We start from the raw sequence: 22708 nt of genomic DNA on the forward strand, positions 1-22708 counted from the left end.
CCGGATTGTAATACCGAGCCATGGACGCGCGCCGCTACAGTGCGCTCGCCGTCAGCGTTCCTCCGCTGCAACGCAGCATCTAGTTTCCTTGGGGATATTTTCTTGACATATATTTCTAAATGAAAATAATAGGCGCCCATGAACTGCGCTCCCTCCTTTCCTGGCCAGCCCTCGTTCGGCCTGTTGCTGCGCCAGGTGCGTGACGGCCTGATGCGCCGCCTCGACCGGGCCATGGCCGGGCTGGAGCCGGACCTGGGCTTCAGCCACTACATCGGCATGAAGGCCCTGGCCCACATGGCGCCGTGCACCGCCAACGAACTGGCCCAGGCCATCGACCAGAACCCCAGCGCGGTGACGCGCCTGCTGGACAAGCTGGAAGACCTGGGCTGGGTGCGCCGCGAGGCGCACGCGCAGGACCGCCGCGCGTTGCGCCTGGTGCTGACCGACGAAGGCCAGGCGCTGTGGCAGCAGCTCAAGCAGCGCGGCGACGACGTCATCGCCGATGCCTTGCGCGATCTGTCCGCCGACGAGCGCGAGCACTTGTTTTCGCTGTTGGTCCGCGTCCGCGATTCCCTCAATTCGCCCTGAACCCGCCCACATGACTCTGTCTTCTTCTCCCTCCCGCCTGCGCCCGTTCGCGGTCGCGGCCCTCACCCTGGCACTGGCGGCCTGCGCCAGCAGCCGTGGCCTGGAACCGCAGGGGCGCCGGCTCGATGCCGACCGCCAGCTGCACATCGGCAAGACCCTGGCCGCCGACGCGCTGGCGCCGGCGCCGTGGCCGCAGCAGGACTGGTGGAAGGCGCTGGGCGATCCGCAGCTCGACGCGCTGATCGCCGAGGCCCTGCAGGGCACGCCCAGTCTGGACGCGGCCGATGCTCGCCTGCGCCTGGCGCAGGCGCAGGCCGGCGCGGCCGATGCCGACCGCGGCGCCAAGCTGTCGCTGTCGGCCGGCTACACCGGCCTGCAACTGCCCAAGGGCCTGGCCGGCGACGAGATCGGCGGCAAGTACATCCACAACGAGCAGGCGCTGCTGAACTTCAGCTACGGCTTCGACCTGTGGGGCGGCAAGCGCGCCTCATGGGAGGCGGCAGTGGACCAGGCGCATGCGGCCGAGGTCGACGCGCAGGCCGCGCGCCTGGACCTGTCGGCCGGCGTCGCCCGGGCCTATGCGCAACTGGGTTACGCCTGGCATCTGTACGACCTGGCCGGCGCCGAACTGGCGCGCTCGGAGAACAGCCTGAAGCTGGTGCGGCAGCGCCGCGATGCCGGCATCGACAACAACCTGCAACTGCGCCAGGCCGAGGCGCGGGTGCCGGCGGCGCGCCAGCAGCAGGCGGCGGCGCAGCAGCAGATCGACGAAGCGCGCACCGCCCTGGCGGCCTTGCTCGGCCGCGGCCCGGATCGCGGGCTGCAGATCGAGCGCCCGCGCCTGCTCGACCCGCAGGCCGCGCGGGTGCCGTCGGTGCTGCCCAGCGACCTGCTCGGCCGCCGGCCCGACGTGGTCGCCGCGCGCTGGCGCGTGGAAGCCGCCTCGCAGGGCATCCATGCGGCCAAGGCGCAGTTCTATCCCAGCATCAATCTGACCCTGCTGGGCGGCGTCGCCGCCACCAATCCGGGCGACCTGTTCAAGAGTTCGTCGGTGCTGGGCCTGCTCAGCCCCGGCGTGAGCCTGCCGCTGTTCGACAGCGGGCGGCTGCGCAGCCAGTTGGCCGAGCGCGATGCGCAGTACGACCTGGCGGTGGCCAACTACAACCAGACCCTGGTGGCGGCGCTGCGCGAGGTGGCCGACCAGGTCAACGCCGCGCGTTCGCTGGCCGAGCAGGCGCAGCAGCAGGCGCAGGCGCTGGAGACGGCGCAGGCCGCCTTCGACCTGTCGCAGCAGCGCTACCGCGCCGGCATCGGCAACTACCTGGACGTGCTCAGCGCGCAACAGCAGTTGCTGGACGCGCAGCAGCGCCTGGCGTCGCTGCAATCCAATCAGATCCTGGTCTCGGTGCGCCTGAATCAGGCGCTGGGCGGCGGCTACGACGCCACCTTCGCCGCCGATGCGCCGAGCTCTTCTTCTTCCGCACCTTCGCATTCCTGAGATCGCTGCAATGAATCAGACAACGACCCCCGCTTCCTCCGCTCCCGCCCCCAGCCGGCGCGGCAAGCTGCTGCGCGGCCTGGCCGTGGTAGTGGTGCTGGTGCTGATCGCGCTGGCGATCTGGTATTTCCTGGTCGGCCGCTGGCACGAGGACACCGACGACGCCTACGTGCAGGGCAACCTGGTGCAGATCACCCCGATGGTGGCCGGCACCGTGGTGCGCATCGACGCCGACGACGGCATGCGCGTGGAGCGCGGCCAGCCGCTGGTCAAGCTCGATCCGGCCGACACCGAGGTCGCCCTGCAGCAGGCCGAGGCCAACCTGGCGCGGACCGTGCGCCAGGTGCGCGGTCTGTACCGCTCGGTCGAGGGCGCCCAGGCCGAACTGTCCGCGCAGCAGGTGACCCTGCAGCGCGCCCGCGCCGACGTCGCCCGCCGCGCCAGCCTGGTCGCCACCGGTGCGATCTCTGCCGAAGAGCTGGCGCATGCCCGCGATCAGCTGGCCGCCGCCGAGGCCGCGGTCAGCGGCTCGCGCGAGACCCTGGCGCGCAACCGCGCGTTGATCGACGAGAACGGCGTGGCCGACCAGCCAGACGTGCAGGGCGCCGCCGCGCAGGTGCGCCAGGCCTTCCTCAACAACGCCCGCAGCGCCATCGTCGCGCCGGTGGCCGGTTACGTGGCGCGGCGCTCGGTGCAGGTCGGTCAGCGCGTGCAGCCCGGCACCGCGCTGATGGCGGTGGTGCCGCTGAACCAGGTGTGGGTGGACGCCAACTTCAAGGAAACCCAGCTCAAGCACATGCGCCTGGGCCAGCCGGTGGAACTGGAGTCGGACGTGTACGGCAGCGCGGTGACCTACCACGGCACCGTGCAGAGCCTGGGCATCGGCACCGGCAGTGCGTTCTCGCTGCTGCCGGCGCAGAACGCCAGCGGCAACTGGATCAAGATCGTGCAGCGCGTGCCGGTGCGCATCGCCATCGACGCCAAGCAGCTGGAGCAGCATCCGCTGCGCATCGGCCTGTCGATGAAGGCCGACGTCAACCTGCATGACCAGAACGGCGCGGTGCTGCCGACCAAGCCGGCCAGCGGCACGCTGCTGGATACCGATGTGTATGCGCAGCAGCTGCAGCAGGCCGATGCGGCCGTGAAGCAGATCATCCACGCCAACCTGCCCGACGCCGCCAAGGCGAACTGAGCCCGGTCATGTCCAACCAAGCTGCCGCTCCCGCCGCGCCCGGGGTTCCGGGCGCACCGGCCGCCGGGTTCCGCCCGGCCAGTGTGGCGTTGTGCACGGTGGGCCTGGCGATGGCCTCGTTCATGCAGGTGCTCGACACCACCATCGCCAACGTCTCGCTGCCCACCATCGCCGGCAACCTCGGCGCCAGTTCGCAGCAGGCGACCTGGGTCATCACCTCGTTCGCGGTCAGCAACGCCATCGCGCTGCCGCTGACCGGCTTCCTCAGCCGCCGTTTCGGCGAGACCAAGCTGTTCGTGTGGGCCACGCTGGCCTTCACCGCGGCCTCGCTGCTGTGCGGCCTGGCCCAGAGCATGGGCATGCTGGTGGTATCGCGCGCGCTGCAGGGTTTCGTCTGCGGCCCGATGTACCCGATCACCCAGAGCCTGCTGGTGTCGATCTACCCGCGCGAGAAACGCGGCCAGGCGCTGGCCTTGCTGGCGATGATCACCGTGGTCGCGCCCATCGCCGGGCCGATCCTCGGCGGCTGGATCACCGACAACTACAGCTGGGAATGGATCTTCCTGATCAACGTGCCGCTGGGCATCATCGCCGCGACCGTGGTCGGCTCGCAGCTGCGCGACCGTCCCGAGCCGATCGAGCGCCCGCGCATGGACTACGTCGGCCTGATCACCCTGATCATCGGCGTCGGCTGCCTGCAGGTGGTGCTGGACCTGGGCAACGACGAGGACTGGTTCAGTTCGACCAAGATCGTCGTGCTGGCCGCGATCTCGGCGGTGGCGCTGGCGGTGTTCCTGATCTGGGAGCTGACCGACAAGGATCCGATCGTCGACCTGCGGCTGTTCCGCCACCGCAACTTCCGCGCCGGCACCATGGCGCTGATCGTCGCCTATGCGGCGTTCTTCAGCGTGTCGCTGCTGATCCCGCAGTGGCTGCAGCGCGACATGGGCTACACCGCGATCTGGGCCGGCCTGGCCACCGCGCCGATCGGCATCCTGCCGGTGATCATGACCCCGTTCGTCGGCAAGTACGCCTCGCGCTTCGACCTGCGGCTGCTGGCCAGCATCGCCTTCATCTTCATGGCCACCACCAGCTTCATGCGCTCGGACTTCAACCTGCAGGTGGATTTCCCGCACGTGGCCGGGGTGCAGTTGCTGATGGGCGTGGGCGTGGCGCTGTTCTTCATGCCGGTGCTGCAGATCCTGCTGTCGGACCTGGACGGGCGCGAGATCGCCGCCGGTTCCGGCCTGGCCACGTTCCTGCGCACGCTGGGCGGCAGCTTCGCCGCCTCGCTGACCACCTACCTGTGGGCCAAGCGCACGCAGCTGCACCATGCGCACCTGACCGAACACATCTCCACCTACACGCCGGGCATGCAGGAACAGGTGCAGATGATGGGCAACGGCAGCCTGCAGAACGGCGCGGCGCTGCTCAACAACACCATCAACCACCAGGCCTCGCAGATGGGCTTCAACGACATCTTCTACCTGCTGGGCTGGACCTTCCTCGGGATCATCTTCTTCCTGTGGCTGGCCAAGCCGCCGTTCGGCGGTGGTGGTGGCGCGGCGGCGGCTGGCGGCCACTGAGCCTCGACGGCGGCACGGACGGCACCACGACCCGTGCCGTTCCATGCCGCTGCAATGGTGGTGCGATAGCGGCGCTTGCACGCCATTGCCTGATGGCGTGCCGTCCGGCGCGCCACACCAGGGCATGCCAAGTGACATGCATGCCCGGCGTCGCGCTCGGGCGCGGGGACACTTGCCGCTGCCGCGGCTTGCGCACCAGAATGCGGCTCTTCGCAGGCTTCGGCAGCCCCGCACATGCAGCGCTTTCTTCGCGCCTTCGGCGCCCGCTTCGCCGCATCGCTTCCGCGCGCGGCCGTCCTCGTACTGCTATGTCTTGGTGCGCACCCGGACCATGCGCAGGCCGCGCCGCCGCCGGCGGCCTCGCCGGTGCCGGTGACCCCGGCCGACCGCCTGCATGAGGCCTGGTGGGCCGAGCGCCACCAGCAGGTGCTGGCGCAGGTGCGTGCGCACCCGGATGCGCCGCTGCTGCTGATCGGCGATTCGATCACCCAGAATTACGAGAAGGCGCAGGCACCGGACGAAGACTTCCAGTCGACCTGGCAGACCTTCTACGGCAGCCGCGGCGCGCTCAACCTCGGCTTCAGCGGCGACGCCACCGAACACGTGCTGTGGCGCCTGCAGCACGGCGAGGTCGACGGCCTGCGGCCCAAGGTCGCGGTCCTGCTGATCGGCACCAACAACACCGGCCACGAGGGGCAGGGCGCGGCGGACACGGTGCGCGGCATCGACGCGGTGGTCGCCACGCTGGAGCAGCGCCTGCCGCACACGCGCATCCTGTTGCTGGGCCTGCTGCCCAGTGCGCTTTCGGCGCAGAAGAGCGCACGCGATGCCGAGGTCAATCGCGCACTGGCGGTGCGCTACGGCGACAATCCGCGTGTGGCCTACCTGGACATCGGCACCGTGTTCCAGCGCGTCGACGGCACGCTGGACCCGAGCCTGTTCTACGATCCGCGGCAGCGTCCCGGCAGTGGCGCGCTGCATCCGGACACGCGTGGGCAGCGGCGCATGGCCGAGGCCATCGAGCCGACCCTGGCGCGGCTGCTCGACGAGGCGCCGCGGGTGGCGCTGGACGCAATGACCGACGTCGACACCGCGCGCATCGCGGTGCCCTGGCTGGAGCAGGATTCCTACGACTGGTACGGCCGCCACCATGCCGCGCTGGACGCCGCGCGGCAGTTGCAGCCGCAGGTGGTGATGCTCGGCGACTCGATCACCCATTTCTGGGCGGGCGCGCCACAGGCGATCCGGGTGAATGGCGCGCAGGCCTGGCAGCGCACCTTCGGCGACGCGCGGGTGCTGAACCTGGGCTTCGGCTGGGACCGCACCCAGAACGTGCTGTGGCGGCTGCGCCAGGGCGAGGTCGACGGTCTGGCGCCGCGCTGGGTGGTGATCAACCTCGGCACCAACAACCTCGCCGGCACCGAGCATGCGCGCACCAACACGCCGCAGGAGACCGCCGACGGCGTGGCGGCGGTGGTCGCCGAGATCCGGCGGCGCCTGCCGCGCAGCCGGATCGTGCTGATGGGAATCTTCCCGCGCGGCTTCGCCGCCGATGCGCCGCAGCGTGCGCCGATCCTGGAGACCAACCGCCTGCTGGCCGCGCGCTTCGCCCACGACCCGCAGGTGCGCTGGCTCGACATCGGCGCGCGCTTCCTGCAGCCGGACGGCACGCTGCCGGCGGCGCTGATGCCCGATGGCACCCATCCCAGCGAAGCGGGCTACGCGATCTGGGGCGAGGCGCTGCGCACGCTCGGCGTCGGCGGCTGAAGAGCGTCTCGAACATCACGCGTGCCGCGACTCAGCGGGAAGCGTGGTCGTCCTCGTAAGACCGGCTTCAGCCGCGACGGGCATGCCGGTAGGGTTTGGTCGCGGCTGAAGCCGCTGCTGCGAATGGCATTCCGTCGTTACTGGCGATGCCCGAACGCCACACGCGCCGCCAGTGTGACTCAGCCGTTGTCCGGCTTGAGCAATTCCAGCACGGCTTCGCGGCGCCGCACCGAGGCGTTGCGATAGCGCGCGAGCAGGGCGCGCTCCTGCGCGTCCTGTGCCAGCAACGGATAGTCGGCGGGCAGGTCCTGCACACGCTTGCCGGGACCGACGCCGCACACCAGTTCGTCGAGCGAGCGGTTCAGCACGCTGCGCAGCGTCGGCAACAGGCGGAAGCTCGGCGTTTCGCGGTCGTTCTCCCAGGCCGACACCGAGGACTTGGTGACGTCCAGCGCGAAGCCCAACTGCTCCTGGGTGAGCCCGGCGGCTTTTCTGGCTTCGCGCAAACGCTCGCCGAAGCTATTCATCGCGGTGGGCCTTGGGGGACGGCGGGCCTACCAAGATATGGAGCATCCGCCGGCTTGTCGTACAGTCACGCTTGACTCCAATTGTTCGGAGATTCAATACTCGTGCGGTGCGGAATGCACGGACGCGCGAGGATGCGCATGCAGGACATGGATGTTGTGGACACGAGGGTGTCGGCGCCGCGGTGCGCCGCCGCCATGCATTGGCCGATCGCGGCACGACGCGGCGCCTGCCGGTACGTGGGGGAGGGCGCATGGCCACCTACGAAGTGAGACTCCGGCGCGTCGCGCAACTGGAGCCGTCCTTGCAGGTGCTGGTGCATGCCGCCAATGCCTACCTGGCCGCGCGTGCGGCCGAACGCCACAACCCGGGCTACCGTGCCTACAAGGTGGCGGTGTGGGTGAAGGGCGTGCGCGTGGACATCGGTCCGTTGCGTCCGCCGCAGCGCTGAGCGCCGCGGCCTGCGCGCAGCCAACAAAAAACCCGCCGAAGCGGGTTTTGAGATCTTGCTCGACCTGTCGGTCGTGGTGCCCAGGAGAGGACTCGAACCTCCACGGTTTTACCCGCTAGTACCTGAAACTAGTGCGTCTACCAATTCCGCCACCTGGGCAACTCAGAACGAGAATTTTGCGTGCGGCGGCGGGCGCTGTCAAGCGTTTCGCGACGGCGGCAGTGCAGCGCCGTCGCGGACGCGTCGGTGGCGACCTCAGTAGCCGACGTTGAAGCGCAGGCCCTGGTTGATCGCGCAGCGGTAGCCGAGGGTGCTGCCGGTCTGCTGGTAGCTGGGCAAGGCGAACACGAACATGGTGAAGTCGATGCTGTTGTCCGGATGCACCTGGTAGCGCAGGAACTGCTGGATCGGCTTGCCGTCGCGGCCGACGGTCACGTGCTCGTCGGCGAAGGACAGGGTGCCGTCGGCGGTGACGCGGTAGGCGCCGATGCGCAGGCCGCCACGGGTCTGGCTGGGCGTGGCGCCGCCGGAGGTGGGCGTGCACTGGCTCAGGTCGATCGCCACGGCGACCGAGGCGCCGCTGTCCAGGGCGCGCTGGATCTCGGTGAGGGAATTGAGCGTGGCGTCGTCGGCGCCTGCGGCGGAGGCGCTGGTGGCGCTGGCGAACAGGGCGGCGGCGAGCAGGGAAGCGGACAGGCTGTGCATGGGGGAGGCTCCGGAGCGTGGGGGAGGGCGACGGATTGCCGGATGCAAGCTAGCGGGGCGCCGATCCGGGTCAACCGACAAAATCGCGAACTTCCGCTGCCGTCACGCCGGATCTTCGAAGCGGGTCCGCTTGTGACGGCGCTGTGTCGGAATCGGCATCGCGCATGCGGTTTTCCGCCGAATCCGCGCACCGCCGAAGCGTGCGCGCGTGCACAGCCGCGCGGCGGTTGGGATGTGCGCGGCACCGCTGCGTGCCGCGGTCGGATCGCGTCATCGATGCCGGCAATCGAGAGCGGCGCAAAAATAGGCGTTGACAAGGTCGCGGCGGCACCGCAGAATTCGCGGCCTTCAGCGCCCAGGTGGCGGAATTGGTAGACGCACTAGTTTCAGGTACTAGCGGGTAAAACCGTGGAGGTTCGAGTCCTCTCCTGGGCACCACATGCAAGATCGCGAGAGCGCTGAACTCTCGCACCGACCGGCCCGCTGACGCGGGCTTCGTCGTTTCTGGGGCGCACGTTCGCCGCGGCGCGCCGCCCGGTTCGGGTGACGGCCACCTGCATGGGAGTACCATGCGCGGATGACAACTCGCAAAAGCAAGTCCGGCAAGCCCGGCAAATCCGCGTCCGGCGACGCGCCCACCTCCGATACGCCGAAGAAATCGCGTCTGCCCGCCTGGATGCCCAGCTTCCTGCGCCGTGGCCCCAAGCCGCCGCTGCAACCGCTGCACCCTCCGTCGCCGCCGCCGGCGGCCGCGCCCGACACTGCCGCGCCGATCCACGACCCCTATGCCGCACGCGAGGCCGAGCGCTACGCGCAGCCGATCGCCAGCCGCGAGGCGATCCTGCAACTGCTCGAACGCTGCGACGGTCCGCAGACCCTGGACGAACTGGCCGAACAGCTCGGTCTGACCGAGCCGACGCGCAAGGAAGCGCTGAGCAAGCGCCTGGGTGCGATGCTGCGCGAAGCCCAGGTCGTGCAGAACCGCCGCGGCGGCTACGCGCCGCTGCAGCAGACCAACCTGATCCCCGGTGTGGTGATCGCCAATCCGGACGGATTCGGCTTCCTGCGCCCGGACGAGGGCGGCGACGACCTGTTCCTGCCACCGTACGAAATGCGCAAGGTGCTGCACGGCGACCGCGCCCTGGCCAACGTCACCGGCATCGACCGCCGCGGTCGTCGCGAAGGCAGCATCGCGCGCGTGCTCGAGCGCGGCCTGACCCGCCTGATCGGCCGCTTCAGCCTGGAAGCCGGCATCGCCTTCGTGGTGCCCGACGACAAGCGCATCCAGCGCAACGTGCAGATCCCCGCCGATGCCGTCGGCGAGGCCCGCGACGGGCAACTGGTGGTGTGCGAACTCACCTCCGCGCCGGACGCGCGGCGCCCGCCGATCGGCAAGATCATCGCCGTGCTGGGCGACAAGCTGACCCCGTCGCTGCTGGTGGAAGCGGCGATCCACGGCCACGAGCTGCCCTACGAGTTCCCGCAAGAGGTGCTGGACGAAGCCGCGGCGGTGCCGCTGACGGTGGAGCCGGCGGCGATCAAGGGCCGCGTGGACCTGCGGCAGACGCCGCTGGTGACCATCGACGGCGCCGACGCCAAGGACTTCGACGACGCGGTGTTCTGCGAGTCCAACGCCGACGGGTTCCGCTTGGTGGTGGCGATCGCCGACGTCTCGCACTACGTGCGTCCGGGCACGCCGCTGGACACCGAGGCGGTCAAGCGCGCGACCTCGGTGTATTTCCCCGGTTTCGTGGTGCCGATGCTGCCGGAGACGCTGTCCAACGGCATCTGCTCGCTCAACCCCAAGGTCGACCGCATGTGCTTCGTCTGCGACATGCAGATCGACCGCCAGGGCGAGGTGGCCGGTGCGCGCTTCTACGAGGCGGTGATGAACTCGCACGCGCGGCTCACCTACGAACAGGTGTGGCAGGCGGTCGGCGAAAAAGACGAGCAGGTGCGCAAGGATGTGGCGGCGGTGCTGCCGCAGCTGGAGCGGCTGCATCAGCTGTACCAGATCCTGGCCAAGGCGCGCGCGCGCCGCGGCGCGATCGAGTTCGAGACCGCGGAAGTGCGCTTCGTGCTCGACAACACCGGCGAGGTGACCCAGGCCGGCATGCTGGTGCGCAACGACGCGCACAAGCTGATCGAGGAATGCATGATCGCCGCCAACGTGGCCGCGGCGCGCTACCTGCTGGAAACGCACATTCCGGCGCCGTTCCGCGTGCACGAGCGCCCGCCGGAATCCAAGTACGCCGACCTGCTGGAGTTCCTCAAGGAATTCAAGCTGAGCCTGCCGGCGTGGAGCAAGGTGGTGCCGGGCGACTACACCAAGCTGCTGAAGAAGGTGCGCGAGCGCCCGGACGCGGCGCTGCTGGAATCGGTGCTGCTGCGCAGCCAGAGCATGGCGGTGTACTCGCCCGACAACGCCGGCCACTTCGGCCTGGCGCTGGAGGCGTACGCGCACTTCACCTCGCCGATCCGCCGCTATCCGGACCTGCTGGTGCACCGCGCGATCAAGTACGCGCTGACCCGCGGCGCGCCGGACAAGTACCTGTACGCGCCGCGCGCGATGGCGGCGCTGGCGCTGCAGTGCTCCGAGCGCGAGCGCCGCGCCGACGAGGCCGAGCGCGAGGTCGACGAGCGCTACCGCGCCGCATGGATGGAGAAGCACGTCGGCGGGCAGTTCGACGGCGTGGTCAGCGGCGTCACCAGCTTCGGCCTGTTCGTCGAGCTGGACCAGTCCAAGGTCAACGGCCTGATCCACGTGACCCAGTTGCCGCAGGACTATTACCACTTCGACGCCACCCGCAAGACCCTGACCGGCGAGCGCCGCGGGCGCGAGTTCCGCCTTGGCGACCGCGTACGCATCCTGGTGCTGAAGGCGAGCATGGAAGAGCGCAAGATCGACTTCCGCCTGGTCGAAGAAGGCGAATCGGCACACGACGAGGTGCCGCCGCCGCCGCCGCGTGGGCAGCCGGCCAAGCGCAAGAAAAAGAAGTACTGACGGCGCAGCGTCGCGGCGACCGAACGGCGGCCGCCGCGATCGCGCTTCCCGTGCGTCGTGCGGGAGCCACCCGCGCGATGCGGTTCGCAGCGGAGAGCGGATATGGAGCAGGAGTACAGCGGCGGTTGCCAGTGCGGTGCGGTGCGTTTCCGCGTGCGCGGGCGGCTGCACGACGCCTCGATCTGCCATTGCCGGATGTGCCAGAAGGCGTTCGGCGCCTACTACGCGCCGCTGGTCTCCACCCGCGGTGCGGACCTGACCTGGACCCGCGGCGCGCCCAGGCGCTTCGCCTCGTCCAACCTGGTGCAGCGCGGCTTCTGCGCCGACTGCGGCACGCCTCTGACCTACGAGGCCCCGGATGGTGTCGCCATCGCGGCCGGCGCTTTCGACCATCCGGAGGCCTTGCCGCCGACCATCCAGTATGGCGTCGAGGCGAAGCTGCCATTCGTCGACGCCCTGCATCGCCTGTCGGCGGTCCGCACCGAGGGCGATCTGGTCGCCGCGCCCTTTCTGGCCGATATCGTCTCGCGCCAGCATCCGGACCACGACACCGAGCGCTGGCCGGCTTGAGCCGTGACTGACAGTGCCGACCTCGCGCGGCGCGTTGTCGGGAGATCGCTGGCGACCTCGGGAATCGGTCGCGCCAGGCAGCTGGCCGGTGTTCCCGACGTCATCGCGTCGGGACTGAAGTCCCTCCCACAAGGCTGCGCCGCGCCTTGTCTGGATGGCGCTGCGTCGTTGGTCTTGCTGTCGCGACACGCAGGCCCCGGGCGTCGCAGGAAAGTGCGACGTCACGGCCAAGCCGCTTCTACCAATCTCCAATCCCGAATCCCCAATCCCGGCCCCCAGGCATGACGCCAGCGGCCACAACCCCTACCATGCCCGCTTTCCTTACGCGTAGTCCCGCCTCATGAGCAAGCAGAACCAGTGGATCGTCGGCGTCAATGCCGTGGCCTCGTCGATCGAGAACGACGCGGACAACGTGCGCGAGGTGCTGGTGGAAGCGGGCAGCAAGAATCCGCGTCTGCAGGAGATCGAGGAGAACGCGCGGCGCAAGGGCATCGACGTGCGGCGGGTGAACACGCAGGCGCTGGACGGCGTCGGCGGCTCGGTGCGGCACCAGGGCGTGGCCGCGCGTTATGCCGCGGCGCGGACCTGGGCCGAGAGCGAGCTGGAAGGCCTGGTCAGCGCCGCCGAAGGCCGCGCGCTGCTGCTGGTGCTCGACGGCGTGCAGGATCCGCACAACCTCGGCGCCTGCCTGCGCAGTGCCGCCGCGGCCGGGGTGACCGCGGTGGTGATTCCCAAGGACAAATCGGCGCCGGTCAACGCCACCGTGCGCAAGACCTCGGCCGGCGCCGCCGACCGCCTGCCGATCGTGGCGGTGACCAACCTGGCGCGCTGCCTGCGCGAGCTGCAGAAGCAGGGCGTGTGGATCTACGGCCTGGCCGGCGAGGCCGAGACCTCGCTGTACGCGCAGGACCTGCGCGGCAACGTGGCGCTGGTGCTGGGCGGCGAGTCCGACGGCCTGCGCCGGCTGACCCGCGAGCATTGCGACGGCCTGGTGCGGATCCCGATGCCGGGCGAGATCGAGAGCCTCAACGTCTCGGTTGCCGCCGGCGTGACCCTGTTCGAGGCGGTGCGACAGCGCCTGGGCTGAGCGCGCGGTGCCGCCCCCATCCGGCGACGTCGGCACTGCTCCGTCATCGTCGGGAGCAACGTAAGCCCCTCTCCCCCCGGGAGAGGGGTTGGGGTGAGGGTGCGGGGCGAAGCCTTCGCGCATCAGAACGACACCAGGCTTCGCCCGCACGCTTGTCGCCGCCGCGATCGATGTCTCCCCAGGCTTCGCCCGTACCCTCATCCGTCCCTTCGGGGCACCTTCTCCCGATGGGAGAAGGGGAGCGCGTGGCGCCTGAAGCCCCTCTCCCCTCGGGAGAGGGGTTGGGGTGAGGGTGCGGGGCGGAGCCATCGCGCATCAGAACGACACCAGGCTTCGCTCGCCCCCTTGTCGCCGCTGCGATCGATGTCTTCCCAGGCTTCGCCCGTCCCCTCATCCGCCCCTTCGGGGCACCTTCTCCCGGCGGGAGAAGGGGAGCGCGTGGCGCCTGGAGCCCCTCTCCCCTCGGGAGAGGGGTGAGGGTGCGGGGCGGAGCCTTCGCGCATCAGGACGACACCAGGCTTCTCTCGCCCCTTGTCGCCGCTGCGATCGATGTCTTCCCAGGCTGCGCCCGTCCCCTCATCTGCCCCTGCGGGGCACCTTCTCCCGGTGGGAGAAGGGGAGCGCGTGGCGCCTGGAGCCTCTCTCCCCTCGGGAGAGGGGTTGGGGTGAGGGTACGGGGCGAAGCCTTCGCGCATCAGGACGACACCAGGCTTCGCCCGAGCGCTTGTCCGCCGCTGCGATCGATGTTTTTCCAGGCTTCGCCCGTACCCTCATCCGCCCCTGCGGGGCACCTTCTCCCGGCGGGAGAAGGGAGCGCGCTGCGCCTGAAGCCCCTCTCCCGCCGGGAGAGGGGTTGGGGTGAGGGTACGGGGCGAAGCCGTCGCGCATCAGAACGACACCAGGCTGCGCCCGCGCGCTTGTCGCCGCTGCGATCGATGTCTTCCCAGGCTTCGCCCGTCCCCTTATCCGCCCCTGCGGGGCACCTTCTCCCGGGGGAGAAGGGAGCGTGCTGCGATGGGATGTTGTTGCTGCTGCGCTCTGCGAAGGCCGCTCCGGCTTAACCGCCGCGCAATCTTCACACGTCCTTTTCCCGCAGCCTGCTACGGCCTCCACCCGCAGCGACGCTTTTTTGCCTACCATGGGCGCTCGTCCCGTGTTCCGCTCCGGTAATGAGTCTGTGTCGCCCCCGTCCCCTTGACGCTGGACCCCCGCGCCAGGGTCCTGTCGCGCCCCGCCTGCGTCGGATCGGGTCGGGACAGTGAGCGTCGCCAGGGGGAGGGGGGAGACAGCACGCGACCGCGGGCGCGCGTGGCCGGTGCTGCTGTTCTTGCTGCTGGCATTGGGCGTGGCGTGGCGCGCCGTGGCCGCCGATGGTGGCGCAGACGGGGTGCCGCCGCTACGCGACTACGCGATCGATTCCTGGACCTCGCGCAACGGCCTGCCGCACAACTCCCTGCGCGATCTGGCGCAGACCCCGGACGGCCGCCTGTGGTTCGCCACCTGGGAAGGGTTGGTGCGCTACAACGGCCTGGACTTCGCCGTCATCGACCGCAGCACCCGCCCGGGCCTGCCCGACAACGGCGTGGGCTCGCTGTACGTGGACCGCGCCGGCGCGCTGTGGCTGAGCGATTCGCGCGGCAATCTCGGCCGCCACGATGCGGCCGGCAACTGGCGCTTCTGGCGGCAGCCGCCGGGCTGGCCGCATGCGCTGATCCACGCCATGACCCAGGACCGCGACGGCCGCATGTGGCTGCTGTTCGAAGGCAACGGCCTGGGCTGCCTGTGGCCGGACGGTCGCTTCGATTACCAGCCGGCGCCGCGCGACCTGCCGTTGGCGGCGAGCTTCCCGCACATGGCCGCCGACGACCAGGGGCGGATCTGGATCGGCAGTCTCGATGGCCTGCTGTATCGCGACCCGCAGGGCGTGCTGCGGCGCGCGCCGGCCGCGTTCGGTCTGCCGCCGGGGCTGGCCTGGCCGTATCGGGCACCGGACGGCTCGCTGTGGCTGGTGGCCGGCGAGAACCTGTACCGACTGCAGGGCGAGCACGCGGTGCTCGTGCAGCACCTGCCGGGCTACGGCCATTTCACCTCGATGCTGCGCGACCGCGATGGCGCGATCTGGCTGGGCACCGAGAACCAGGGACTGCTGCGGATCAGTGTGCACGGCATCGAGCGCATGCTGCCGGGCGACGTGCTGCCCAACGGGCGCATCGTCAGCCTGTTGCAGGACGCCGAGGGCAGCATCTGGATCGGCGCCAATGGCGGCCTGTTCCGGCTGCGCGAGACGCTGTTCGCCGGCTACACCCGCCGCGACGGACTCAGTGGCGACTACGTGCGCGCGCTGCTGGAGACGCCGGACGGCGCGCTGTGGATCGGCAGCGCCGCCGGGCTGGACCGGATGGCGCCGGATGGCCGCATCGCCCCGGTTGCGCTGCGCGACGCGCCATCGGTCCTGAGCCTGGCGCGCGGCCGCGACGGCGACCTGTGGATGGGTACCTACGCCGACGGCGTGTTCCGCCTGCGCGACGGCCGCATCGTGCGCCACTACGGAACCAACGAGGGCTTGCCCAGCGGGCAGGTGCGTGCGCTCAGCGTCGATGCCGCCGGCACGGTCTGGATCGGCACGCGCAGCGGGGTGATGCGCATCGACGGCGACCGGCTGTCGGTGCCGGACGTGCCCGGCTTGCCGCGCGGCCTGATCACCGCCCTGGCCAGCGTCGACGGCGCGCTTTGGATCGGCTCGGTCGAAGGCGCGGCGGTACTGCGTGACGGCCGGGTGCGGAAGCTGGCGCTGGAACCGCTGGGCGGCGCGCGCACCGTGTTCGGATTCCAGGCGTTGGGCCGCGATGTGTGGATTTCCACCGACCGCGGCCTGCACCGCGACCGCGACGGCCAGCTGGCGCGGGTGGGGCTGGAGCAGGGCATGCCGGTGGACACGGTGTTCCAACTGGTCCGCGATCGCCTCGGCAACGTCTGGATCAGCAGCAACCGCGGCGTGCTGCGGACCACCGCGGCGGCGCTGGACGCGGTCGCCGACGGCCGCCAGGCGCGGTTGCAGGTGAGCCGTTACGACGAGATCGACGGCATGTCCAACGCCCAGGGCAATGGCAGCTCCGGGCCGTCGATGATCCTGCGCCACGACGGCACGGTGTGGCTGGTCACCGCCGGTGGCGTCAGCATGGTCGATCCGCGGCGCCTGGCGCGCTTCCGCGATCGCCTGCCGCCGCCGGCGGCGATCGAGAGCGTGTTGCTGGATGGCCAGCCCTTCCCGTGGCAGAACACGTCGCAACTGCCCGGCGCCAAGCGCATCACCGTGTCCTATGTCGGCCTCAGCTACCTGCTGCCCGAGCGCATCCGCTACCGCACCCGGCTCGACGGCCTGGACACCGGTTGGATCGATCGCGGCAACCAGCGCAGCGTGGAGTTCATCGGGCTGCCGCCGGGCGACTACACCCTGCACGTGGCCGCGGCGCATCCGGACGGCGCCTGGAGCACCCGCGAAGCCGTGTGGCGCTTCAGCGTGGCGCCGCTGTGGTGGCAGCGGCACAGCGTCCATGCGGCGGCCGCGGTGGCGCTGCTGCTGGCGCTGGTGCTGCTGTACCGCTACCTGATCGCGCGCTACAAGCGTCGCGCCCTGCGCCTGGAGCGGCTGGTGGCGCGGCGCACCAGCGCGCTGCGGCTGCAGACCGAACGCCTGCTGCAGGCCGATGCCGAGAAGAGCCAGTTGCTGGCGGAACTGCAGCGCCAGGCTACCGCGTTCGAGCGCCTGGCGCACGAGGATGCGCTGACCGCGTTGCCCAACCGGCGCCACTTCGACGAGGTGCTGGTGCACAGCATGCAACGCGCGCAGCGCAGTGGCGCGCCGCTGTGCCTGTTGGTGATGGACATCGACCGCTTCAAGCAGATCAACGACGGCTACTCGCATGCCACCGGCGATGCGGTGCTGCGCGAAGTCGGGCAACTGCTGCTGAGCGCCTGCCGCGCCTCCGACCTGCCGGCGCGCCTGGGTGGCGAAGAGTTCGCGGTACTGCTCGGCGACACGCCGCTGGCCGACGCCGAGCGCCTGGCCACGCGCCTGCGCGACCTGTTCCATGCACGCCTGCAGTGGGCGCCCGAGGCGCCGGCGCTGCGCGTCACCTTCAGCGCCGGCCTGGTCGCGCTGCGCCCGGACGACACGCCGAGCCAGTGGCTGGAGCGCGCCGATGGCGCGCTGTACCGTGCCAAGGGCATGGGGCGCGATCGGGTGTGCGTGGGCTGAGAAAAACGGGCGGCCTGTCGTTGGGCGCTGCCCTTGGCGGCGGCGTGTAGCGTTGACGCGAGCGTTTCAGTGCGCGTCCTGGTCGTCCACTCTCTCCAGTGCCACCTGCGCCGCCTCGCGGGTATCCGCAGATTCCGAGCGCAACGACAGGGCCAGCCCGGTGCGCATGGTCGGATCCGCGAAGGCGGCGGCCAGCTGGGTGACCCAGTAGCGGCTGCCGTCGGACAGCACGGGATCTTCCAGCGCCTCCCGGATTGCGACGATGGCCTCGCCGCGGCTGCAGGCATGGAACAGGTCTTCGACCAGCGGATAGACGCCCCAGCCGTCGCCCTTGCCGAAGGAGCGCAGGAACAGCGGCAGCGCGGCGTGGTCCGGAGCGGCGAGGAATAGGCGTCGCGCCGCGTCATAGGCGTCGATCAGGTCCTGGCTGAGCTGGTCGTCGTCGGGCAGCGGTTGCTGCGCGCGCAGGAAGGTCAGGGCGTCGGTCTTGTTCACTGGAAGGGTGATCGTTCGTGGGGGGCGTCTGCGCGCTGGGTGCGGCGGGCGAGCACAGGATCAGCGCGCAGGCAGGTGCCGCGACACCTTCGCGGTCAGCAGCTGCACCAGCGCCGGATCCATGTAGTCGTAGTCGTCGGGGATGTCGAGGCAGACGATGCGTGCGCGGCCGAGATGGCGCTTGAACCGCCGCGACAGCTTGTTGCGATGCGCCGGTTCCATGACGAAGACGATGTCCGCCCACTCCAGCAGTTCCGGGGTGATTGGGGTGTCCGCGTCGTGGTCGACGCCGGCCGAGGCGGTGTCCACGCCGGGCCAGGTGGCGAACACCTGTTCGGCGGTGGGGCTGCGCAGCCGGTTGCGGCTGCAGACGAACAGCAGGTGGCGGGTCATGCGAGCGGCTGGCGGCGCGCGCGTGCCTTGCAATCCATGCCGCGGCTATGGCGCTGCGCCGACCGGTGGGGCCGGCCAGGCGTTGGCAATCTTGCAGAACAGGCGCGCGGTCTGCTCGGTGTCGTAGACCGCGCTGTGCGCGTCGGCGGCGTTCCAGTCGAAGCCGGCGGCCTGCACCGCGCGCGCCAGCACGGTCTGGCCGTAGGCGATGCCGGCGAGGGTGACGGTGTCGAACACGCTGAAGGGATGGAACGGATTGCGCTTGTGGCCGCAGCGGGCGACCGTGGCGTTGAGGAAGTTGAGATCGAAATGGGCGTTGTGGCCGACCAGGATGGCGCGCTGGCACCCGTACTTCTTCACCGCCGCGCGCACCGGCGCGAACACATGGTCCAGCGCCTCGCGTTCGGGCTTGGCGAAGCGGAACGGATGGTCCAGGACGATGCCGGTGACCTCCAGCGACTTCGGATCGATCAGGGTGCCGGGCGCCGGCACCACGTGCGCGCTGGCGGTGACGCCGGGATACAACTGACCGAAATCGTCCATCTCGATCGGCACCACCGCGATCTCCAGCAGCGCATGCTTGTTCCAGTCGAAACCGCCGGTTTCCACGTCCACCACCACGGGCAGATAGCCGCGGAAACGCCGCGACATCGGGGTGATGACCAGGGGTTGCGAGGGACTGTCGACCGAATCGTTCATCCGCCAAGGTTAGCAGAGCGCGGCCGCCGGCCGCCGCGGCGTCACTCGGGCAAACGTGTGCCGAGCACGCTGCCCTGCGCGCGCAGCCGTTCCAGCAGGGCCGCGCCCTCGTCCAGCAGGGCAGCAGGCGCAAGGCCGTGCGCGGCGGCCAGATCCAGCAGCAGTGCGCGTCCGCTGCGCGTGCCGGACTGCAGCGCCGCCAGCACGGCATAGGCCAGCGGCGCCAGTTCGGCGAAGCGCACCTGGCCGTCGGCCTCGCGCCGCGCCAGCAGACAGGTCGGCTGCGCCGGCGCCGTGTCCGGCTGCCAGGCCGGGCCGATGCGCTGCACCGGCCAGCGGTAGCGCAACAGGCGTAGCCACGGCGACAGCAGCGGGATGCCGTCGAGCAGGTCGCCGCGCGGATCGTGCGGCGGCAGCGCCGCATCGTCGATCTGCACCTGCAGTTCCACGGTTTCGTAGTGAGCCAGTTCGGCCATCCAGGGGCGTTGCGGATCGGGCGCGCGCTGCGCCAGGAACGCCACCAGTTCCTCGCCCAGGCGCGGGAACAGTGGCGTGCGAGCGCGGTGTTCGGCGCAGAACGCGCGCAGCAGCGCCGTCCAGTCGGCATCGCCGAGGGTGGCGCGCAGCACCGGGAACTGGCCGCTCAGCAGCTGCGCCAGATTGTCGAAGAACAGGGCGCGGTACACCGCCAGGCGCTGCGGCGGGATATCGGCCGGCGCCGGGTAGCGCTGCGGATCGCGCAGGTGCCGGGTCAGCGCGAATTGCTGCGCGCGCAGGGTATCGCTCATGCGTCGGGCGACTGCGCATGCGCCTGCGCGGCGCGAATGCACTGCACTTCGTCGAGCAGCTCGCCCAGCGGCGGGAACTGGCCGTCGCGCTCAAGCACGGTGGGACGCACGCCGTGCAGGCGGTAGGCGGCGGCGAGCAGGGTCCACACCGGGTCGGCCACCGGCGCGGCGTGGGTGTCGATCTTCAGCCCGCTGGCTTGGTCGTCGCGGTGGCCGGCGACGTGGTACGAGGCGATGCGTGCGCTGGGCAGAGCGGCGAGGAAGGCCAGCGCGTCGTCGCCGTGGTTGCTGGCGTTGACGTGCACGTTGTTGACGTCCAGCAGCAGGTCGCAGTCGGCCTCGGCCAGCACTGCGGTCACGAAGGCGGCTTCGCTCATCGTCTGGCTAGGTGCGGCGTAGTAGGAGACGTTTTCCACTGCGATGCGCCGGCCCAGCGCGTCCTGCACCTGGGCGATGCGCGCGCCGACGTGGCGCACCGCCTCGTCGGTGAACGGCAGCGGCAGCAGTTCGTAGAGGTGGCCGTCGTCGGCGCTGTAGCTGAGGTGTTCGCTGTACAGCGCGACCCGGTGCCGGTCGAGGAACTGCCGGGTCTGCTGCAGCAGGGTGGTGTCCAGCGCCGCCACACCGCCCAGCGACAGCGACAGGCCGTGGCAGCTGAGCGGATGCCGCGCGCTCAGCGTCTGCAGCAGTTCCCCGGGGCGGCCGCCGACGCCGATCCAGTTGTCCGGTGCGCATTCGAGGAAGTCGAACGCATCCGCCGGCGCCTGCAGCAGGTCCTGCAGCAGGCCGCGGCGCAGCCCGAGACCGGCGCTGGCCGCGGCCAGCGGCCGGGCGTCGTACCGGGGTGGTTCAGAGGCTGCCACCGCATTTGCCCTCGCCGCACTTGCCTTCGGCCATGGCCTTGTCGTCGTGCTTGGCCTGGGGCGTGGCGGCGCTCCCGGCCGCCGCGGGCTTGGCCGGTGGCGCCGCCGGGGCGTGCGCACCGCAGCTGCCGTCGCCGGCCTTGGCACCGCAGCCGCCTTCGCTGGCCTTGGCCGGATCGGCGGCCTGCTTGGCCTGCGCCGGCGGCGCGGGCGTCGGCGTTGCAGGCGTGGTCGCCTCGGTGTTTTGCGGCGGGGTGACGGCAGCCTGCGCGCCCAGCGCATAGCCCTGGGCGAGGTCGGTCATGGCCAGCGCGGAGGCGGACAGGCCGATCCCGCCAAGCAGGACCGCACCGGCGAGGGCAGAGGACGGACGGGACGACGTGGACATGCGCAGGCTCCTGGCGATGGACGGGTGCCGGTCGGGATGTCCGGCAGTGCGCCAAGCCTACCCGCTGCCGCACCGCGTTGCATGCGGCGGTGCGTGGCGACAAAAAAGGCTCCGTTGCGCACGGAGCCCGGGGACGCCAGCGGCGGCGGAACGGCGCATGGCCGGTCCGCACGCCGGGGATCAGATGCCGCTGGTGGAGCTGGTCTCGTCGCGCTTGTCGCGCGGCGGCAGCGGCTCGTCGCCGTGCACCAGGAACCACACGTTCTCGGCGATGTTGGTGGCGTGGTCGCCGATCCGCTCCAGGTTCTTGGCCATGAACAGCAGATGCGTGCACGGGGTGATGTTGCGCGGGTCTTCCATCATGTAGGTCAGCAGCTCGCGGAACAGCGCGGTGTACTGCGCATCGAGCTGCGCGTCGCCCTGGCGCACCAGCAGCGCGGCGTCGGCGTCGTTGTTCTGGTAGGCGGCCAGCGCCGCGCGCACCTGTTCGGCGGCGAGCTTGCCGAGCTGGCGCAGGCCCAGGGTCTGCGGCATCGGCGGGGACATGTTCAGCGCGATCGAGCGCTTGGCGACGTTGGCGGCGTAGTCGCCGATGCGTTCGACGTCGGCGGGAATGCGCAGGCCGGCCAGGATCTCGCGCAGGTCGCGCGCCATCGGTCCGCGCAGCGCCAGGCGCATGACGTCGTGGCTGATGGAGTGCTCGAGCGCGTCGATCGCTTCGTCGTTGACGACGATGCGCAGCGCGGCGTTGTCGTCGCGGCGTTCGACCACGTCCAGCGCCGCTTCCAACTGCGCCACCGCGGTTTCGCCCATGCGCACGATCTCGGCGGCGAGGCGATGCTGTTCTTCGTCGTAGCTCTTCACGATGTGCTCGTTGGGCTGAGTGTTCATGTCGTAGGTCCAATAGGTGCGTTGGTGTCGCCGCGGCCATGCCTGGCGGTGCGGTGCTGGCGTCGCCGGGCGCCCGCCCGTGGGGCGGCGGGCGCGGCCGCTCCGACGAGGCAGCGGCGGCTGCAGCGGCTCAGCCGAAACGGCCGGTGATGTAGTCTTCGGTCTGCTGCTTGTTCGGCTGCGAGAAGATGATTTCGGTGCGGTCGTGCTCGATCAGGTCGCCCAGGTACATGAAGGCGGTGTAGTCGGACACGCGCGCGGCCTGTTGCATGTTGTGGGTGACGATGACGATGGTGTAGTCGTTCTTCAGCTCTTCCACCAGCTGCTCGATGCGGCTGGTCGAGATCGGGTCCAGCGCCGAGGTCGGCTCGTCGAGCAGCAGCACGTCCGGACGCAGCGCCACCGCGCGGGCGATGCACAGGCGCTGCTGCTGGCCGCCGGACAGGCCCAGCGCGCTCTGCCCGAGCTTGTCCTTGACCTCGTCCCACAGCGCGCCCTGGCGCAGCGCCTGCTCGACGCGGTCGGCCATGTCGGCCTTGGACAGCTTCTCGTGGTGGCGGATGCCGTAGGCGACGTTCTCGAAGATGGTCATCGGGAACGGCACCGGCTTCTGGAACACCATGCCGACCTTGCTGCGCAGCCGGTTCATCGGGTACTTCGGCGAGAGGATGTTCTCGCCGTCCAGCAGCACCTCGCCGCGCGCTTCCAGCTTCGGGTACAGCGCATAGATCCGGTTGAAGATGCGCAGCAGGGTGGACTTGCCGCAGCCGGAGGGGCCGATCAGTGCGGTGACGCGCTTCTCCGGCACTTCCAGGTTGATGCCCTTCAGCGCGTGGTACTTGTCGTAGTAGAAGTCCAAGCCGCGCGCGGCGATCTTGACCGGCGACGGCGCCAGCGCGGTGTGCCCGTTGGGCATGGCGATGCGGTGCATCGGGGCGGCGTTGTGGTGATCGTTCATGG

Annotated in this window: 20 protein-coding genes and 2 tRNA genes; 11 read left to right on the top strand and 11 right to left on the bottom strand. The window is 70.3% G+C overall.

All coding sequences use genetic code 11. From position 1 onward, the window contains the following. The first annotated feature begins 138 nt into the window (after positions 1-138). The 5 genes from CEK68_RS04105 to CEK68_RS04125 all read left to right on the top strand — a co-directional run bounded on the left by CEK68_RS04105 (position 139) and on the right by CEK68_RS04125 (position 6631). Positions 139-588, top strand: a complete 450-nt coding sequence (locus tag CEK68_RS04105; protein WP_026144760.1) for a MarR family transcriptional regulator — start codon at positions 139-141, stop codon at positions 586-588. A gap of 10 nt (positions 589-598) precedes the next feature. Continuing rightward, positions 599-2086, top strand: a complete 1488-nt coding sequence (locus CEK68_RS04110) for an efflux transporter outer membrane subunit (RefSeq protein WP_043092444.1) — start codon at positions 599-601, stop codon at positions 2084-2086. 10 nt (positions 2087-2096) lie between these two features. After that, positions 2097-3278, top strand: coding sequence for an efflux RND transporter periplasmic adaptor subunit (locus CEK68_RS04115; protein WP_017913465.1), 1182 nt, complete (start codon positions 2097-2099; stop codon positions 3276-3278). A gap of 8 nt (positions 3279-3286) precedes the next feature. Beyond that, on the top strand, positions 3287-4864 hold the full coding sequence (locus CEK68_RS04120; protein WP_026144761.1) for a DHA2 family efflux MFS transporter permease subunit: 1578 nt from the start codon (positions 3287-3289) through the stop codon (positions 4862-4864). Between the two features lie 234 nt (positions 4865-5098). Beyond that, positions 5099-6631, top strand: coding sequence for a GDSL-type esterase/lipase family protein (locus CEK68_RS04125; protein ID WP_043092442.1), 1533 nt, complete (start codon positions 5099-5101; stop codon positions 6629-6631). A gap of 179 nt (positions 6632-6810) precedes the next feature. Here the strand turns inward: CEK68_RS04125 and CEK68_RS04130 are convergent, their stop codons facing one another. Next, positions 6811-7158: a helix-turn-helix transcriptional regulator gene (locus tag CEK68_RS04130; RefSeq protein WP_017910998.1), complete on the bottom strand. Its 348-nt coding sequence runs from the start codon at positions 7156-7158 to the stop codon at positions 6811-6813. A 251-nt stretch (positions 7159-7409) separates the two neighbouring features. On the opposite strand from CEK68_RS04130, the gene CEK68_RS04135 reads away from it, so the two are divergent. Then, positions 7410-7607, top strand: a complete 198-nt coding sequence (locus tag CEK68_RS04135) for a hypothetical protein (protein ID WP_010343993.1) — start codon at positions 7410-7412, stop codon at positions 7605-7607. Between the two features lie 74 nt (positions 7608-7681). Here the strand turns inward: CEK68_RS04135 and CEK68_RS04140 are convergent. Continuing rightward, positions 7682-7766, bottom strand: a tRNA-Leu gene (locus CEK68_RS04140). A 96-nt stretch (positions 7767-7862) separates the two neighbouring features. Then, on the bottom strand, positions 7863-8312 hold the full coding sequence (locus CEK68_RS04145; RefSeq protein WP_043092440.1) for a VirK family protein: 450 nt from the start codon (positions 8310-8312) through the stop codon (positions 7863-7865). 353 nt (positions 8313-8665) lie between these two features. On the opposite strand from CEK68_RS04145, the gene CEK68_RS04150 reads away from it, so the two are divergent. The 5 genes from CEK68_RS04150 to CEK68_RS04170 all read left to right on the top strand — a co-directional run bounded on the left by CEK68_RS04150 (position 8666) and on the right by CEK68_RS04170 (position 17231). Beyond that, positions 8666-8750 (top strand) — tRNA-Leu (locus tag CEK68_RS04150). A 139-nt stretch (positions 8751-8889) separates the two neighbouring features. Beyond that, positions 8890-11316 (top strand): ribonuclease R, encoded by a 2427-nt coding sequence (gene rnr / locus CEK68_RS04155; RefSeq protein WP_152238615.1) that lies wholly within the window; start codon positions 8890-8892, stop codon positions 11314-11316. A gap of 102 nt (positions 11317-11418) precedes the next feature. Beyond that, on the top strand, positions 11419-11886 hold the full coding sequence (locus CEK68_RS04160; protein WP_152182462.1) for a GFA family protein: 468 nt from the start codon (positions 11419-11421) through the stop codon (positions 11884-11886). 340 nt (positions 11887-12226) lie between these two features. Next, positions 12227-12973, top strand: coding sequence for a 23S rRNA (guanosine(2251)-2'-O)-methyltransferase RlmB (gene rlmB / locus CEK68_RS04165; protein WP_017913459.1), 747 nt, complete (start codon positions 12227-12229; stop codon positions 12971-12973). A 1345-nt stretch (positions 12974-14318) separates the two neighbouring features. After that, positions 14319-17231: a ligand-binding sensor domain-containing diguanylate cyclase gene (locus CEK68_RS04170; RefSeq protein WP_226977750.1), complete on the top strand. Its 2913-nt coding sequence runs from the start codon at positions 14319-14321 to the stop codon at positions 17229-17231. A 66-nt stretch (positions 17232-17297) separates the two neighbouring features. Here the strand turns inward: CEK68_RS04170 and CEK68_RS04175 are convergent, their stop codons facing one another. The 8 genes from CEK68_RS04175 to pstB all read right to left on the bottom strand — a co-directional run bounded on the left by CEK68_RS04175 (position 17298) and on the right by pstB (position 22706). Continuing rightward, positions 17298-17726 carry a hypothetical protein gene (locus CEK68_RS04175; RefSeq protein ID WP_152238617.1) on the bottom strand — a complete coding sequence of 143 codons (429 nt, stop codon included), beginning with the start codon at positions 17724-17726 and terminating at the stop codon, positions 17298-17300. Positions 17727-17786: 60 nt separating this feature from the next. After that, positions 17787-18119, bottom strand: a complete 333-nt coding sequence (locus CEK68_RS04180) for a low molecular weight protein tyrosine phosphatase family protein (protein ID WP_152236396.1) — start codon at positions 18117-18119, stop codon at positions 17787-17789. Between the two features lie 45 nt (positions 18120-18164). Then, on the bottom strand, positions 18165-18818 hold the full coding sequence (gene rnt / locus CEK68_RS04185; protein WP_017911007.1) for a ribonuclease T: 654 nt from the start codon (positions 18816-18818) through the stop codon (positions 18165-18167). Between the two features lie 41 nt (positions 18819-18859). Next, positions 18860-19606 carry a putative DNA-binding domain-containing protein gene (locus CEK68_RS04190; protein ID WP_152236397.1) on the bottom strand — a complete coding sequence of 249 codons (747 nt, stop codon included), beginning with the start codon at positions 19604-19606 and terminating at the stop codon, positions 18860-18862. Then, positions 19603-20469 (bottom strand): DUF692 domain-containing protein, encoded by an 867-nt coding sequence (locus tag CEK68_RS04195; RefSeq protein WP_148828064.1) that lies wholly within the window; start codon positions 20467-20469, stop codon positions 19603-19605. Before CEK68_RS04195 ends, CEK68_RS04190 begins: the two co-directional genes overlap by 4 nt. Continuing rightward, on the bottom strand, positions 20456-20857 hold the full coding sequence (locus CEK68_RS04200; RefSeq protein ID WP_148828065.1) for a hypothetical protein: 402 nt from the start codon (positions 20855-20857) through the stop codon (positions 20456-20458). Before CEK68_RS04200 ends, CEK68_RS04195 begins: the two co-directional genes overlap by 14 nt. Positions 20858-21037: 180 nt before the next feature. Further along, a complete protein-coding gene (phoU, locus tag CEK68_RS04205) occupies positions 21038-21748 on the bottom strand; it encodes a phosphate signaling complex protein PhoU (protein WP_017914020.1) in 711 nt (236 codons plus the stop codon). Between the two features lie 130 nt (positions 21749-21878). Next, positions 21879-22706: a phosphate ABC transporter ATP-binding protein PstB gene (gene pstB / locus CEK68_RS04210; protein ID WP_010343978.1), complete on the bottom strand. Its 828-nt coding sequence runs from the start codon at positions 22704-22706 to the stop codon at positions 21879-21881. Between the last annotated feature and the right edge of the window lie 2 nt (positions 22707-22708).

The organism is Xanthomonas sp. LMG 12461 (genome assembly GCF_009192935.1).
GTDB classification, from domain to species: Bacteria; Pseudomonadota; Gammaproteobacteria; order Xanthomonadales; family Xanthomonadaceae; genus Xanthomonas_A; species Xanthomonas_A sontii.